General features: G+C 33.6%; 17 protein-coding genes. 3 read left to right on the plus strand and 14 right to left on the minus strand.

Annotated features, from left to right (window positions below; translation table 11 throughout):
- Positions 1 to 223 precede the first annotated feature (223 nt).
- Complete coding sequence (locus ACUXVC_RS14455; RefSeq protein ID WP_144465280.1) at positions 224 to 994, minus strand: GNAT family N-acetyltransferase; 771 nt, start codon at positions 992 to 994, stop codon at positions 224 to 226.
- A 256-nt stretch (positions 995 to 1,250) separates the two neighbouring features.
- Here ACUXVC_RS14455 and ycaC point away from each other — a divergent pair, with 256 nt between their 5' ends.
- Positions 1,251 to 1,886 carry an isochorismate family cysteine hydrolase YcaC gene (ycaC, locus tag ACUXVC_RS14460; protein WP_144465281.1) on the plus strand — a complete coding sequence of 212 codons (636 nt, stop codon included), beginning with the start codon at positions 1,251 to 1,253 and terminating at the stop codon, positions 1,884 to 1,886.
- Between the two features lie 347 nt (positions 1,887 to 2,233).
- Here ycaC and ACUXVC_RS14465 read toward each other — a convergent pair whose 3' ends face one another.
- Positions 2,234 to 3,013, minus strand: a complete 780-nt coding sequence (locus ACUXVC_RS14465) for a BC_2878 family exosporium-associated protein (protein ID WP_144465282.1) — start codon at positions 3,011 to 3,013, stop codon at positions 2,234 to 2,236.
- A 253-nt stretch (positions 3,014 to 3,266) separates the two neighbouring features.
- Between ACUXVC_RS14465 and ACUXVC_RS14470 the strand changes: the two genes are divergently transcribed.
- Positions 3,267 to 3,587 (plus strand): hypothetical protein, encoded by a 321-nt coding sequence (locus tag ACUXVC_RS14470; RefSeq protein ID WP_001062734.1) that lies wholly within the window; start codon positions 3,267 to 3,269, stop codon positions 3,585 to 3,587.
- 54 nt (positions 3,588 to 3,641) lie between these two features.
- Here ACUXVC_RS14470 and ACUXVC_RS14475 read toward each other — a convergent pair whose 3' ends face one another.
- From ACUXVC_RS14475 to ACUXVC_RS14495, 5 genes are all read right to left on the minus strand, one after another.
- Complete coding sequence (locus tag ACUXVC_RS14475) at positions 3,642 to 5,177, minus strand: MDR family MFS transporter (RefSeq protein ID WP_144465283.1); 1,536 nt, start codon at positions 5,175 to 5,177, stop codon at positions 3,642 to 3,644.
- A 23-nt stretch (positions 5,178 to 5,200) separates the two neighbouring features.
- A complete protein-coding gene (locus ACUXVC_RS14480) occupies positions 5,201 to 5,908 on the minus strand; it encodes a polymer-forming cytoskeletal protein (RefSeq protein WP_000401031.1) in 708 nt (235 codons plus the stop codon).
- Between the two features lie 18 nt (positions 5,909 to 5,926).
- Positions 5,927 to 6,637, minus strand: a complete 711-nt coding sequence (locus tag ACUXVC_RS14485) for a bactofilin family protein (RefSeq protein ID WP_001258371.1) — start codon at positions 6,635 to 6,637, stop codon at positions 5,927 to 5,929.
- 13 nt (positions 6,638 to 6,650) lie between these two features.
- On the minus strand, positions 6,651 to 7,274 hold the full coding sequence (locus ACUXVC_RS14490; protein WP_000102246.1) for a YhbD family protein: 624 nt from the start codon (positions 7,272 to 7,274) through the stop codon (positions 6,651 to 6,653).
- Positions 7,275 to 7,433: 159 nt separating this feature from the next.
- Positions 7,434 to 9,170 (minus strand): ABC transporter substrate-binding protein, encoded by a 1,737-nt coding sequence (locus tag ACUXVC_RS14495; protein WP_095690697.1) that lies wholly within the window; start codon positions 9,168 to 9,170, stop codon positions 7,434 to 7,436.
- Positions 9,171 to 9,271: 101 nt separating this feature from the next.
- Between ACUXVC_RS14495 and ACUXVC_RS14500 the strand changes: the two genes are divergently transcribed.
- A complete protein-coding gene (locus ACUXVC_RS14500) occupies positions 9,272 to 10,486 on the plus strand; it encodes an MDR family MFS transporter (RefSeq protein ID WP_144465284.1) in 1,215 nt (404 codons plus the stop codon).
- A 153-nt stretch (positions 10,487 to 10,639) separates the two neighbouring features.
- Here ACUXVC_RS14500 and ACUXVC_RS14505 read toward each other — a convergent pair whose 3' ends face one another.
- The 7 genes from ACUXVC_RS14505 to ACUXVC_RS14535 all read right to left on the minus strand — a co-directional run bounded on the left by ACUXVC_RS14505 (position 10,640) and on the right by ACUXVC_RS14535 (position 14,920).
- Positions 10,640 to 11,311, minus strand: coding sequence for a YjgB family protein (locus ACUXVC_RS14505; protein ID WP_446025723.1), 672 nt, complete (start codon positions 11,309 to 11,311; stop codon positions 10,640 to 10,642).
- Positions 11,312 to 11,332: 21 nt separating this feature from the next.
- Positions 11,333 to 12,187, minus strand: coding sequence for an aminopeptidase (locus ACUXVC_RS14510; protein WP_446025724.1), 855 nt, complete (start codon positions 12,185 to 12,187; stop codon positions 11,333 to 11,335).
- A gap of 135 nt (positions 12,188 to 12,322) precedes the next feature.
- Positions 12,323 to 12,469, minus strand: a complete 147-nt coding sequence (locus ACUXVC_RS14515) for a hypothetical protein (protein ID WP_000959551.1) — start codon at positions 12,467 to 12,469, stop codon at positions 12,323 to 12,325.
- A 322-nt stretch (positions 12,470 to 12,791) separates the two neighbouring features.
- Positions 12,792 to 13,187 carry a hypothetical protein gene (locus ACUXVC_RS14520; protein ID WP_000834885.1) on the minus strand — a complete coding sequence of 132 codons (396 nt, stop codon included), beginning with the start codon at positions 13,185 to 13,187 and terminating at the stop codon, positions 12,792 to 12,794.
- A gap of 79 nt (positions 13,188 to 13,266) precedes the next feature.
- Complete coding sequence (locus ACUXVC_RS14525; protein ID WP_000638310.1) at positions 13,267 to 13,509, minus strand: GlsB/YeaQ/YmgE family stress response membrane protein; 243 nt, start codon at positions 13,507 to 13,509, stop codon at positions 13,267 to 13,269.
- A gap of 179 nt (positions 13,510 to 13,688) precedes the next feature.
- Positions 13,689 to 14,654, minus strand: a complete 966-nt coding sequence (locus ACUXVC_RS14530) for a nucleoside hydrolase (RefSeq protein ID WP_001223685.1) — start codon at positions 14,652 to 14,654, stop codon at positions 13,689 to 13,691.
- A gap of 77 nt (positions 14,655 to 14,731) precedes the next feature.
- On the minus strand, positions 14,732 to 14,920 hold the full coding sequence (locus ACUXVC_RS14535) for a DUF3970 family protein (RefSeq protein WP_000621885.1): 189 nt from the start codon (positions 14,918 to 14,920) through the stop codon (positions 14,732 to 14,734).
- Positions 14,921 to 14,962: the final 42 nt, after the last annotated feature.

The raw sequence follows: 14,962 nt of genomic DNA on the forward strand, positions 1-14,962 counted from the left end.
AAATAGAAGATCACGACTAATTTATCTTTTTATAAAAAATAAAAACGGACTAAAAAAGCCAGTTTTTGCACTCAATATATTATAAAATCTTCTTATTATTGAACTAATTATTTTATTTTCTAATGTTTTGGTAGAGTTTTTAAAAACTCTATCAAAACATTCTAGTCATCTGTCTTTCCCTTTAAACTCTTTACTTTGTACACACCTTACACTCTCTGCCCATTCATCTATTATCCACAAAATACGTATCATACGCCTTATCAAAAACATATCCTAACTTTTCTGCTAGTTTCGCAGATGTAGTATTTGCTGCATCCCAGTTTGGATATATCCCTTTTTCTAAACAATCCAAGATTAACGCCGCACTAACTATAGTTGCCAACCCTTTTCTTCTATGGTTGTGATCAGTCGCCACTTCGATTTCAATCCCATTATCATAAATGCTATATGATGATGCACCACATACAACTTCTCCGTTGTATAAAATACTATACCCTATACCTCGGTTTATATAATCTTCTACCGATTGAAATTGACTTGTAAAATCTTCAGAGACCTTATGTAATGTAGGGATATTTACGATATATTCATCAATTCTTCGTAACTCGTACCCTTTTGGAAGCACTGATATAAAAGATTGCAATTTTGAACGGTTAAAAACTTCCGCATTACGTGTGAATTTATAGCGTAAAAACTTATCTATTTTTCTTTTGTAACATGTTTCTAAACGCTTTTTCCACTCTTCACTATTTACGATTACTAACATTCTATCAGGAATGTTACGTACTAATTCTTCAGTTTCTTTCGCATTCGAATCACCAGCGTAAAATGTAAAGATCCCTACCGTAACTTGCGCTACTGTTGGATTTTCAAGATCATTTACCCAAGCGTTACCCATATGCCCTTGTAAATAAGAAAGTAAAACAACGTTATTGAAATCTTCGAACATAGTAACTAATTTTTCTCTTGTATGTATATTCGCTTCATATATCATTTACATTCCTGCTTTCTTTAGAATCAATGTACTTCTACTCTTTTCTACATATAAGCAAACATCTAATAAAGTCCATATAATTATAAATTATTATAACATCTAATCAAAAAAGTAAAATTCACTTTTGCAATTTCAAAACATACATCTTTACATCTAAATAAAGCCTATTTATTGAAAAACTTTTTCACGTATACCAACCCCCTCTAAATAACTGTAAGATTAATTTGTAAATAAACTTTTTAAGGGGGATTATAAAATGTCTGATTTCTATTCTCGTCTTTCAAAAAGTGATGCCGCTGTTCTTCTTGTGGATCATCAAACTGGTCTAATTTCTAGCCTAGTCCGTGACTATGGCACTGATGAGTTTAAAAACAATGTTTTAGCTCTTGCAAATACCGCTAAGTTTTTTGATCTACCGGTTATTTTAACAACTAGCTTTGAAGATGGTCCCAATGGCCCACTTATGCAAGAATTAATTGAACTTTTTCCAAATGCGCCTAAAATAGCGCGTCCTGGACAAATAAACGCATGGGACAATGATGAATTTGTAAAAGCTATTGAAGCAACCGGTAAAAAACAGCTAATTATCGCAGGCGTCGTTACTGATGTTTGTGTTGCATTCCCAGCGCTATCTGCTGTAAATGCAGGATATGAAGTGTTTGTGGTAACTGATGCATCTGGAACTTTTAATAAACAAGTCACTGATGCTGCCCTTATGCGTATGGCCCATGGGGGAGTTCAACTAATAAATTGGTTTAGTGTTGCAGCTGAATTACAACGTGACTGGCGAAATGATGTTGAAGGATTTGGAGCATTACTTGCTAAACATCTTCCAAGTTATCAAAATATTATCGGAAGCTATATGGGAGCGCAAAAAGAATTTAGTAAATAATTTAATTCTTGATTAAAATTAATATCAATTTCAGATAAACTTATAAACACAATACATACTATCAATAGCTTTTTACATAATAAAGAAAAGGGCTACTGGGGTAGCCCTTTTCTAATTGCTTTACTAATATTGTATGATCCTCAACGCTTAAATACTATTTTTCTAGTATTTCTTTCATAATTTGTTTCAAGTGACAGCACTATTTTAGTGAATTACACATAACAATAATTCGTACAACTATCCATTCTATTTAATTTTAACATTCATATTAACAAAATAAATTTTGTTAATACAATCCACCTATATATACCCCTCTTAAGTTTTAAGAGGGGTAATGAATGGCTACGTTATAACTCATTCTTATAAATATAAGATTCTGTTACTCCGTTTTTATATACTTTAGTCAATTTAACAACTGATTTGTACGTATTATCGTCATCCATTATCATTTTTTTCATCTCTTCTATTTCGGCATTACCAGTTCCACCCTCTATTTTTAAGCAGTTCGAAATGGAAAGAAATCCGCTTGATGCCAATATAAAAATAAAAATTGTATCAGGGAAATTAATAAATAATAATCCGTAGTTTAAAGGATCTCCAGCTGGATGCGACAAAAGCAGTCGAAAACCTACTAGTTCAGGCACTTGAACAAAATCTCTAGAAACAATCCCCTCACCTACTATAGTAATTTGCTTTACTAGATTCCCAAGTTCATCTGTAAATTCAGTACATCTAGGTGGATTAATCGTTGTTGCCTGTAAAGATACATTTACTTCAGAATTATTAAAATCAAAAAAGATTGTACTACCCTCCGTTAAACATTGTGGGCAAACATTTCCTAGCAAGCTAAAGTCCTCTTCGATATATTTAACTTTCGTTTTGCAGCTACAAACTTTCCCTATTCGAATTGCATCAATCTTTGAACAATCTACAAAGATAACCTCATTGTCCTCTTGTACGAAGGATACGATTCCATTCCTCTTATTAAATGAAAGAAAATAAGATACAACTATTTCGTTTCCGGCGATTACAATACTCTCAACTTTTGTAGAAGGCTCTAAATTTCGCAAAAATTCACAAATACTATTTTGGCAACATCGATAATTTCGTTTCGGCTCACAACCCACTTACACTCCATCCCTTCTCTATATATTTTATCTAATACATATAATATGAACGGCGTATAAAAAAGCTTGGACAAAATAACTTTAAGCTAGGAATATAATTACTTACTCATCACGTTAATAATGAAATTACGCCAATAATGAGTAATAGCACATAAATTTCCCTATAAATACATATAACAATTTCATCTTTCATGAAAAAAACGTTATAATAAGGTGTAGCCTCTACGATTACGTTATAAAGGAGAATAAAACAATGGCTAAAATTAAAGTATACCAAGCAAAAGAAGAAAATATGGAAGCAGTAAAAAACATCATCGATGTTGAGGAACAAAACCCAACTGCTGAAAACTTACAAAATCTATATGCATGTGTATTAGAAACAGAAGATATGGCATTGCCTGAATCATACATTGAAGAAGATATCTTAATTGATTCTATGGAAGTTATGGTTAACGCTTCTCAAAGCAAGCTAAGAGACTTAGGTGCATACGATGTAATCGAAGTTCAAAACAAAGGTAAGAAAACACAAGTTTTATTATTAGCAGACGAAGAATACGAAATTATCGAAGGCTAATCTAAATCCGTACATACGAAAAAGCTCCCTTCCAATTGGAAAGGAGCTTTTTCATTACGCTTTTGATGTTTCGCTCTTTTTATTCGTTTGCTTTTTCTTAATTACCATGCGCTCATTTCCCATAAAGAAAATAAATATGAACGCTAAACCAGCTGGTACTAATGCCCACATAAATGTTTGAACAATTGAACTAGAAAGAGCGTCAATAATTTTATCTAATATTTGCGGCGGGATTTGAGATCTTGCCGATTCTGATAGAATAGCTCTTGAATCTCCTAAAGCTTTTGTATTCATTCCTCCGCTCATCCCTTTAAATGCTTCTTCTAATTGATCTTGGAAACCTGTTCTTTGGATCATTCCGAAGATTGTAATACCAAGTGTCATTCCTAATGAACGAATGAAATTACTCGTTGAAGTTGCAGATCCGCGCTGTTCCATACCGAAGTTGTGAATAGCTGCCATACTTAGTACAGAGAATGAGAAACCTACTCCCAACCCAATGATAATCATATAAACCGTTAATAATATACGACTTGTTTCTGGCGTTAATGTGCTTAATAAGAATAATCCAATTAGCATAATAACCGCAGAAATAATCATAATGTTTCGGTAGCTAAGCTTCGTCGTTAAAAATCCACCTAACTGCGCTGTTACGACTGATCCTAACATCATCGGTAAAAGTAATAATCCCGAATTTGTTGCAGTGCCACCGTATACACCTTGAATGAATAATGGAATGTATACAGTTGCTGACATAAATGCAGCTCCGTAACATAAAGCAATAATTGTACTCATTCCGAACAAACGTTGTTTAAACATCTCAAATGAAATGATCGGTTCTTCTACTTTACGTTCAATAAAAATGAATGCAATAATTAAAATAACGAATCCACCAAATAAACTTAAAATAAAGTTAGAATCCCAATCATACTTTTGTCCGCCAAGTTCAAGCGCAAACATTAAAGAAACTACTGCACCAACTAAAGTAATTGCGCCAAACCAATCAATTTTTTGCTTTCTATGAACTCGTGACTCTTTATAAAAGAATGTAATAAAAATAAGTGCTAAAACGCCAAGCGGTAAGTTAATATAAAATACCCAGTGCCAGCTTATGTAATCTGTAATATACGCACCAAGCAACGGACCAAAAATACTTGATAAACCAAATACTGCTCCGAATAAACCACCCATTTTCCCGCGCTTTTCAGGAGGGAAAATATCAAAAACGATAGTAAACGCGATCGGCACTAATGCCCCGCCGCCAATACCTTGAATGGCACGATAAATCCCTAACTGTGTAATATTTTCAGCAGTACCACAAAGCGCCGAACCAATCATAAAGACGATTAAACCGAAAATAAAGAACCTCTTTCTACCATACATATCTGATAGTTTTCCGAATATCGGCATACCTGCCATTTCTGCGACCATATAGGCAGAAACGACCCATACAAAGTTTTCAAGGCCTCCTAAATCACCAACGATTGTTCCCATCGCTGTTACGACAATGGTATTATCCATTGATGCCATTAAAATACCTAGCAATAAGCCCGCTACAACAAAGCCGAGCTTATTATTCTTTTCAACCATAAACTTGCTCTCCCTCGTACTACTTATATTTGTTTATGTTCCTTTACGACTGCATTACCTTTTTGATTAAAACTAGTATGATATTCTACAACACTAATTTCACATCCGGGACCAATTGTAACATTATTTCCTCTTACTACTTCAGCAATCGTATGCTCTAAATAAATCTCATCTCCTTCAATGATAGACGTTTGGAGGCTTCCAGCATGATTTGTAAATGGAATAAATCTCGCTTTTTTACGAACGGTAATCTTCTTACCGCCAATTTCTCTTACTTTGCTACCTTCATAACGAAGTGAAATTTCAATATTTTCAGCATTAAGTAATCCATCACTTTCAAGGCCACCAGTTAGTGACAGTTCTTCAACTTCAATATCTCCTTTTACATTTAAAGCGCCTTTCACATCTACGAAATCACCAGTTAATTTCCCCTTAACTTCTATCATACCTCTTACTTTTATTTTTTCAATATGAGCATCACTATGCATTTGTGTATTTCCGTATACTTTTACATATTCCGCATCTACATTTCCTTGTACTTCACTATCTCCATACACGACATAACTTTTCACTTTCATATTACCGCACACTTCACTCGTGCCGTACGTTTTAAATTCATTACAGCTCATGTCATTAGAAATCGTTCCTTCACCGCGAATCTTCACTTTATTATAATCTCCGCCTGCTGAACTACCAGAACCATTAACAGTAAGACTATGTTGATGTTCCATATCATTTTCTCCCTTCCATTAAATCTGCTTCATTTCTTTTACATTTGCGCTTTTATCAACAGTAAGAACACCCGTATATTCGATCAGTTCAATCTCACAGTTCGGTCCTACCGTAACATTATTTCCTCTTACCGTTCTTATGTGAGCATAATCAATATCGATATTGTCACCTTCTAATAGTTCAGCCTCTAATTGCATACCAAATACTGATTTAAACAGCCTACTAAAAGTACTTAGTCTATGTTTTACTTTAATCGTTTGACCACCAATTTCTTTCGCTCGACATGTACCGTGAATATTAATATTTATTTCATCAGCGCTTAGTAATCCACCAATTGTAAATTGTCCTTCTGAAGAAAACGTATCCACTTCACAATTACCATCAATTGTCGCTTGACCATTGACTTTAAATTCTTCACCAGTGACATTTCCACCTACCGTACCTTTTCCTGCAATTTTCAAACTGTTTGCCTTCACATCTTGCGTAATTGTTGCTTTTCCATCAATTCGCATCGTTTCAGCATGAACTGTACCGTCGATTTTACCTGATCCACTAATTCTTGCATTGCTACTTTTCAAATTTCCAGTAACGGCACCGTAACCGTTACATTCAAATTGGTCACATTCAACATTTCCATTCACAGTACCTTTTCCGTTTAATTGCACTTTATGAAACTCGCCACCATTCGATGAACCGTAACCATTTATAATCAAATTATCTGTACGCATACTTTCTCCTCCACTACAACAATTTCGTTTTTAATGCTTCGGTATATTTCATAATCGCTTCGCGTAAAACGATTTTAGTGCCTTTTTCAAAAATTAAATCTTCCACGTTTGAAACTAATAAACATGTAGAAATCCCTAACTTTCGTACAATGATTAAATCACAAGTTTTATGTTTAATTGCTTCATAATTTTCACGTAAAACTTGCAAGACCATTTTTCCTTCTTCTAAACTAATATCTCCCGATTGTAATAATTCTTCTAACATGTACACATAAAGAATATCTACAAATTGAAACTCTGCTGTTTTATTCGTTTGTTCTATGAAAAATTGTAAAACTGGTTCTGATGCAATCCCCTTACGTAAAATGTCTTCCTTTGTTAAAAGAATTTCTCTTACACTCGGTGAAAACATATTCGCTAGTTCATCAAGTGATAAATCCTCTTTCATCGTTTGGATTTTATCAATACGCTCTAATATCTTTTCTTTCGGAAAAAATGTCTCTTGACCCGTGAATGTTGACTTTCGTACAAACCAATCTTCCGGTATTAAATTTTTTCTTTTCCACCTATATAACTGTCCGTATGAAATGCCAGTTAGCTCTAATAAATCTTTTTTTGAAATCAAATCTGTACTCAACTGTATAACACTCCTTCCTGATATCAATGTAACATAACACTGTTACGCTGTAAATAGACTTTTATCACAAGTAGCGTAACAATGTGTAAAACAAACCTATTCCTACATACAAAAAAGGCCCTTACACATCTTATGAAAATGCGCAAAAGCCCTTATATATCAAGATTTAAACCAAATATTATAAAAATCAATCCAACCTTGTGAATTAATCATTATATTTTGGACTTTTTCATGTGTACTTACCTCTTGTTTATTACGATACAAAGGAATAATATGAATTTGACGTAACAAAGTATCCTCAATATCGCGTAACAATGTAACTCTTTTCTCTAATTCTTCTTGTTTAAAATAAATAGACAACTTTTCATAAAAGTCCATGTTGCTTTGTCCATGAATAAAACTATTTTTTGTAAGAAACATATATAATAGACTATCTTCTATTCGTTCGCTTATTGTGGCACTATCATGCATCATATCAGCCTTTTGTATCGTACTTACTTCCAATAGCTCTTCTATATCAAGAAAATTATTTTCTACACGAATCCCGTACTTCGCACACTCTTTTTGTATCCATTGTGCATCTTCAACATGATCTCGTCCTGTAAATGTGTAGAGCTGTAGCACTTCATTATGATAAGTACTCCTTTTAATTAAACTTTCTACATCTTCCTCAATCTCTACAATGCTTTCACCTGCTAATATTAGTTTCTTTGCCACTTCTCCACGTTCTCCGCCGAGTTCTTGAACGATTGTATAACCATGAATGATTTTATATAACGCTTTCCGAAATAACTCATCTTGCATTGGTCCTTCTTTCGTAAGATTACATGTTAGATATGTCACGTTCGACTCAAGCCGAGACAATTCTTTATTATGTTTTTCTTTATCTTTATACTGCGCCTTTACTAAAACATCGTATGTACTTACACCTTGTTCTACATTCCACAACTCAACACGATCTAAAAAAGGTCTTTCACGAAAATATAAAGGATGACCTTCTAAAATGAACAGATTTTCATTACTTTTATATAATTGAAAAGACCCTGTTCCAATTAGCTCTCCTGCTTCATCTTCATTCACGATAGAACACTGTTCTGCACTTATCATATGTAAAAACATTTTATTTTCCGTATGTAATTGAATTTCGACAACGTAGTCATCCACTGAACGGATACTTTCAACGTGTTGTAACATCCAAGCGTGTGCATTATTTTCCAGCTTCATAAATCGATTCAATGAGTATATAACATCATGTGCAGTAAGTTGTTTTCCATTATGAAAGTGAACTCCTTTTCGTAAATAAAACGTCCATATTTTTTCAGCGTCATTATATTCCCAGTGAAATGCAAGTCTTGGCTCTATAATGTTTGTATTACCGTCTACATACACGAGTGTGTCGAATATATGTTTTACCATATGACATTCTGAACGCATTGTAGCGTATACAGGATCTAATGTGATATCTAAATTCATTTGTACTTGCAACCGGAGTACATCTCTTCTCCCTTCAGATGTCATTTCAATCTTATGACCAAATATTGAATCTACCCAGCAGTGATATTCTCCCTTTACTGACGGAAAATGTGAGCTATAGCGTTCCACAAATATGCTTCCGCTTTTCACATCCCCTTTTTTCGTTATTTCTTTTCCTCTATCTAAAATTAAAGACATCGGGTGCTTTTGAAATATTAACTTAGAACGATTTCCCCTGCCGCGACCTGGAAACCACTTGATCCAATTTAACTCATCTAATTTTTTTATAATTAATTTACTATTACGCTCTGTACAAAATAATGTTTCAGATATATTTTGCACTGTTACTTCCAATCGTTCTCCCTCTTTTTTCCCTTTTCCATAAGCAATCCATAGTTCAATATATTGATCTAAAATAAACATCATAATCCCCCTAAAAGGTGAAAAATACTCCCTATTGTTTCTACCCTTTTTCCAATTCTTCTTTCATCTTATCATTTCAATATAGAAAGGAGGAATTAATATTGAATTATCTCTTACTTCGTTACAATAAACCTATTTTTATTAGACTGTGTGGTGAATTATTAACCCGAACGACTGAATCTATGTTAGCTATCATTATGATTATTTACGTTAATAAAATGTTAAACGGCAATGTAATAATAACTATGCTGATTTTCGGATTACAGCCACTTTCAGACATTTTATTTACACTTATTGCTGGAGGAATTACTGATAAATATGGCCGAAAAAAGATTATGTTACTCGGCTTATTGCTACAAAGTGTTGCAATCGGTAGTTTCGTTTTCGCTCAATCCATTTTTATATTTGCACTGTTATATGTCATTAATGGCATTGGCCGTTCCTTATATATTCCGGCTCAACGTGCACAAATTGCTGATTTAACAAAAAAAGAGCAGCAAGCAGAAATTTTTGCTCTTCTACAAACGATGGGAGCAATTGGATCCGTAATCGGCCCTTTAATCGGTGCAAGTTTTTATAATACTCACCCAGAATATTTATTTATCGTGCAAAGTGTAACCCTTACGATATATGCCGTTGTTGTTTGGACCCAGCTCCCAGAAACCGTTCCGACTATAAGTAAGACGAAACAAACAATTGAGGCAAGTTCACCAAAGCAATTTGTTTTTAAACATTACGCCATATTCGGTCTTATGTTGTCTACACTTCCTATTAGCTTTTTTTATGCACAAACTGAGACGAATTATCGTATTTTTGCAGAACATGTATTTCCTAATCTCGTATTCATACTCGCATTTATTTCAACATGCAAAGCCATTTTGGAAATCATTCTACAAATCTTCCTCGTAAAATGGTCTGAACGATTTTCTATGGCGAAAATCATCCTTATTTCTTATACCTGCTTTACAATAGCTGCAGTTGGCTTTAGTTATTCAACGACGATATTGTCGTTATTCTTCACCTTACTCTTTTTAGTCATTGGAGAAAGTATTGCTCTAAACCATTTATTACGATTCGTTTCAGAAATTGCACCTCATGATAAACGTGGTTTATATTTTTCAATTTACGGTATACATTGGGATATATCTCGAACGTGTGGACCAGTTATTGGTGCAGTTTTATTAAGTAAACTAAGTGGTAGTATGCTTTTTTATATTTGCGCTTGCTTCTTATTAGTTGGGGGCATCGTTCAAGCACTGTTCGTTCAACATTTGGAACGTAAAAAAATCGTGAACCATCCTACACACAATTTATAAGTTACTACTTTTTCAGTAGATCAACATTTCTTATTGGATGCATGCTAAAAAATAAAAGTGAAGTATTTCACATATGAAAGGAAACGTTCCTTGTTTACAACTAAAAACACCTCACTTAAAGAAAGTGAGGTGTTTTTGAAATCACTTAATTTCTTATCCTGCCATTTTATTAATACTATCCTCTGGTGAAAACACGGAAATATGATCTACCTTACCAGTCGATTTTGGAATGACAAATTTTAACTCATACTGGTTATTTACTTTGTATACATATATTTTGTCTTCACCATTCCCTTTAACTGAAGATGGTTTTCCTAACGCTTTTTCAATTTCTTGTAATGTAATCGATTTTAGTTCTGCATGATATGAGCGTACATCAAAAACTTGTGACCCTTTATTAAATCCGAAAACAACATTTTTATTTGTAAAAGTTGCATATATTCCATTCCCTGCATATTCGATTTTATTTGCTTTCCCCCACGCTTTTTCAATTTCTTCAATATCCCCTGTATGGGCTCCAAATGGTATATTAGGTACTTTTCCTTCTTTTGCTAGTTCAAACAAATCTTTAACGTGGTTAATTGATTTTTGATTAAGTGTTCTATCTTTCGAATCTGGCTCAGGTGATGGTTTTCTTGTTTTTTCATTACTTGGTTTTGCTTCAGGATTTTTCTGTTCTTCTGAAGAATTGCTTTGTTCATTTTTATTATTTTCCAAGGTTGGATTTGTTTCCTTTTTTTCGTCTGTCCCATTACATGCTGCTAGCGCAAACATACATGCTAAAGCCAAAAACAACATGACTATTTTCAAATACCCTTTCATCATTTCCCCCCTATTGCATCTTATTCATTTCGATAACCAACCCATTACACTACTTTTCAAATTATGTTTGTTCCAAAAAGTCAGTGCTTCATTCTCTCCAAAGGCTTGTACAAAATATGTTACAAAAGCTGTTCCTAAAAAGTAACCAAGTCTGTTATATCCGAAGTAACTACCACCTGATAAACGGAACCATTCTTTCTCTTTTTCATCTGTCCATCCTTCAACATAATCTTTTAAAAAACGTTTCTTTATTTTCTCTTCATTTTCTTTATAATATTGTAGCCATGGATCACCGTCACTATTATATGAGTAGTAAACAGACTCATTTAAATCTTTAACGATTTTTTTTGATAAATAAGTTGCAACACCTTCACGATACAAACTTACCGACGCATCGATCCATTCAGCCCTAGTCCAATCCATTCCAGTATTTTGTAGCATAACATTATGATATATATGACCTATTTCGTGAGCAGCAATAACACGAAGATGATTCAAATCTGGAGATAATTTTTCTACCGCAAAAAATATGTCTCCAATGATTTCCCTTTCTACAAATGCATTTGAACCAAATCCTCCAACCAATAAATGGAATTTTATATTTACATCAAAGTTATATTTATTACGATATTCATTTGTTACCTCTTGAATAATGATTGGTAATGATTCTGCAATAATACGAATATCTTCTATTTTTGCGGGATATTGTTTAATGGCATTAGAAAGACGTTCTTTCGTTTTAGGACAATGATACTTAAAGTATTCTTCAAATATCTCTGAATGCGAAGTAAAGTATTGATTAAGGAGTTCTAATTCTAAATCGTCACTTTCCCATAATTTTAAAAAACTTGAAATTATATTGTTAATCACTGTATTCATCTCCTTATTTAAACCTTCTCTTCTCAATGATAATATCCTCTATCTATAGCTGAAAATATGCCGTCACAACAGCTCCTTGAAACAGAAAAAAACCAGTAGGAAGTGATTGCTCTTTTCCTACTGGTTGAAATGAAATTAAACGGTAAATCTTAGTTTCTTAAAAAATGTAGCGATAGTGCTTTTTACAGTTTCAAAATTATAAGCAAATGTATTATCTCCACTTAATGATGAAATACATGTTAAACCTGCAGCTTTAATAAAAGCTTTTACATCTACAAGCATAGAATTAGCCTCCATGAATTTAATTACAATCATTATAACAGGTGTTTTACGATACTAACATGAAAGTAATAAATAATCCTACTTAATAAATAAATTTCTATTATTAATTTATCCCGCTATTTGCCGGGCAGTAAGATCCCCACGTCGAAGCAAAGAAGTTAGATGGGGGTAAGGGCTGCCCGTAAAAGCCCGATTGGTAGGGCTAATAATCAGCGGGGATGAACCCCCCACTGATTAAAGCTTCACTTTATTTAGCTCAAAGTACACCATTTCAATGTCATATAAAAAAGCTGCCCCAAAAGGACAGCTTTAAATATGTATATTACACTTCGATTGACTTACCGTCTTCAACAATATGATAAAGTAAGTGAGCTAAATGATGAATTGGACCATATTCTTCCTCTTCCTCATCTGTTTCACCTTGGTATTCCAGATCATTTAAGTATAGTGCTAAAAATTGATAGTATAGTTTTAAATCAAATCCATAACACGCAGTTGGTTCTTCATGATCTCCTTCATATTGTAACATTAAGTATTGATCATTTCCTTCTGCATCTTCTGCATCAAAGAATACGAAGAAGCCAACGTTTGTGTCTAAATCAAATAAATGACGAGTACCTTTTTCAGTTGCTTTATTGAAGTCCTCTTCACTTAATTTATGTACTGTTGTCGCTTTTGCATTATCTTCTTGATGGAAATTTACTGTAAATGATTTCAATGCTGACACCTCCTGATTGTATAATACTAGCATAACATATAAAAAGGACTGCTTACAAATGTAAACAGTCCTGCTACATTCATTTCCGCATTGCTCGTAGTAAAAAACTCACAATGAAGATCAAAATAACCGCACCAATTAAAGCAGGAATGATTGCAAATCCGCCTATTACAGGACCGAAACTACCAAGTAATTTCGTACCAATCCAAGAACCGATAATACCAGCAATAATATTACCAATTACACCACCTGGTACATCCCTTCCAGTAATTAAGCTTGCAAACCATCCTAATAAACCACCAACAATTAAAGACCAAATCATATAATAACCTCCTTTATATTTAACCAATCAAAATATAATTAGAAACAATTGCTTACCATTAGTTATGTGACATTTTTCATAAGTTATTCATGCTGCTCAACTATAAGATTTTTGAGAATAATACACACCGATAAACTATTTTTCGAACTAACGATTTATCCGACTTGTTATTACACACATTAAGGACAATCTGGCTTCAATATTGTTCGCATAAACTCTTCTTTAAAAGCAGGATAGTTAAAACCAACAGCAATTCTCTGAATCGGCCGATCATCAAACCTTGTTGGTTCAGCTATTTTTCTAAAGTCAGCTACACTTTGGCCCCTAGTAACATCATTTGTCGTACTAATCCACACTGCCGATTTTTTATATTCGAAAATACTATCGTTTATAAACGAGACAAACGGTAGTAAATCGTGTATGGGACTTCCACCAATACCTGGATATTCTTTTTTATAAAAATTCTCATAATAAAAATCAATCATTGGTTTAATGAGTTTCGCCTGTCCAGTTCCTTGTTTATCTATTATATTGGCCATTTCAGGCGTAATAAGCGCACCCTGTGTTACATTTAACGGGTATATAGTAGCGTTTTTCGCATATTTCATAACAATATTTGCTGCAATTGGATCACCATAAAAATTCGCTTCAGATACTGGTGTAACATTACCTGGAAATAGGAAAGCACCGCCCATTATATAATACGAACAAATACGATCCATTATATTTGGATACAATAAAAATAACGTAGCAAGCGTCGTTAGTCTTCCTGTCGCCACAATTATAATATCTTCTGGACAAGGTTCGATTAATTTGATTAATTCACAAAAATTTTCTCGTTTACAAATTCTCATTTCAGGTGGAATAATAGGACCTAAACCGTGATCCCCATGGATTTCAGGGAAAAACAAAGGTTCTTCAGCTGTCATCGGCCTACTCGCACCTTCAATAATTTTCACTTGTGTAGCATAGTACCTTTCTAAAAAATAAACATTTTCCGTAACGATATCTCGTGATACATTCCCGTACTCTGCAACAATACCTAGAATATCTAATTTACATGTTTTATTTGCATAAATTAACGCTACGGCGTCATCAATACCAAAGTCTCCAAAAAAGATGATTTTCTTATTAACTATTCTCACCCCTCTTCAGAATAATCTACTATTATTATTATGTGAAAAAGACAAGGCGGTGAAACAGCGCAAACTAAAAAAGCCGCCTATTTATTGGCGACTTCAATCTTTTTATAAGACAAATATGCTAGTACATTTTTACTTGAATCGTATTTCGGGTTATTTCCTTTTCTTGGCTCTCTCATATGTGTCTTTTCAAATCCAGGAATGTCTGGCATTTTCCCCATAAATTCAAGCATTTCTTCCTCAGTACCTTCAATGCGTACACGAATCATAATAACTATTCCTCAATTCACAGTTTCTCTGTACTAAGTATA

The sequence above is a fragment of the Bacillus sp. N6 genome (assembly GCF_052805735.1).

Coding starts and splice junctions, on each gene's coding strand:
- ACUXVC_RS14455 (WP_144465280.1), bottom strand. CDS start 994: ATGATATATGAAGCGAATATACATACAAGAGAAAAATTAGTTACTATG.
- ycaC (WP_144465281.1), top strand. CDS start 1,251: ATGTCTGATTTCTATTCTCGTCTTTCAAAAAGTGATGCCGCTGTTCTT.
- ACUXVC_RS14470 (WP_001062734.1), top strand. CDS start 3,267: ATGGCTAAAATTAAAGTATACCAAGCAAAAGAAGAAAATATGGAAGCA.
- ACUXVC_RS14475 (WP_144465283.1), bottom strand. CDS start 5,177: ATGGTTGAAAAGAATAATAAGCTCGGCTTTGTTGTAGCGGGCTTATTG.
- ACUXVC_RS14480 (WP_000401031.1), bottom strand. CDS start 5,908: ATGGAACATCAACATAGTCTTACTGTTAATGGTTCTGGTAGTTCAGCA.
- ACUXVC_RS14485 (WP_001258371.1), bottom strand. CDS start 6,637: ATGCGTACAGATAATTTGATTATAAATGGTTACGGTTCATCGAATGGT.
- ACUXVC_RS14495 (WP_095690697.1), bottom strand. CDS start 9,170: ATGTTTATTTTAGATCAATATATTGAACTATGGATTGCTTATGGAAAA.
- ACUXVC_RS14505 (WP_446025723.1), bottom strand. CDS start 11,311: ATGATGAAAGGGTATTTGAAAATAGTCATGTTGTTTTTGGCTTTAGCA.
- ACUXVC_RS14510 (WP_446025724.1), bottom strand. CDS start 12,187: ATGAATACAGTGATTAACAATATAATTTCAAGTTTTTTAAAATTATGG.
- ACUXVC_RS14515 (WP_000959551.1), bottom strand. CDS start 12,469: ATGCTTGTAGATGTAAAAGCTTTTATTAAAGCTGCAGGTTTAACATGT.
- ACUXVC_RS14525 (WP_000638310.1), bottom strand. CDS start 13,509: ATGATTTGGTCTTTAATTGTTGGTGGTTTATTAGGATGGTTTGCAAGC.
- ACUXVC_RS14535 (WP_000621885.1), bottom strand. CDS start 14,920: ATGATTCGTGTACGCATTGAAGGTACTGAGGAAGAAATGCTTGAATTT.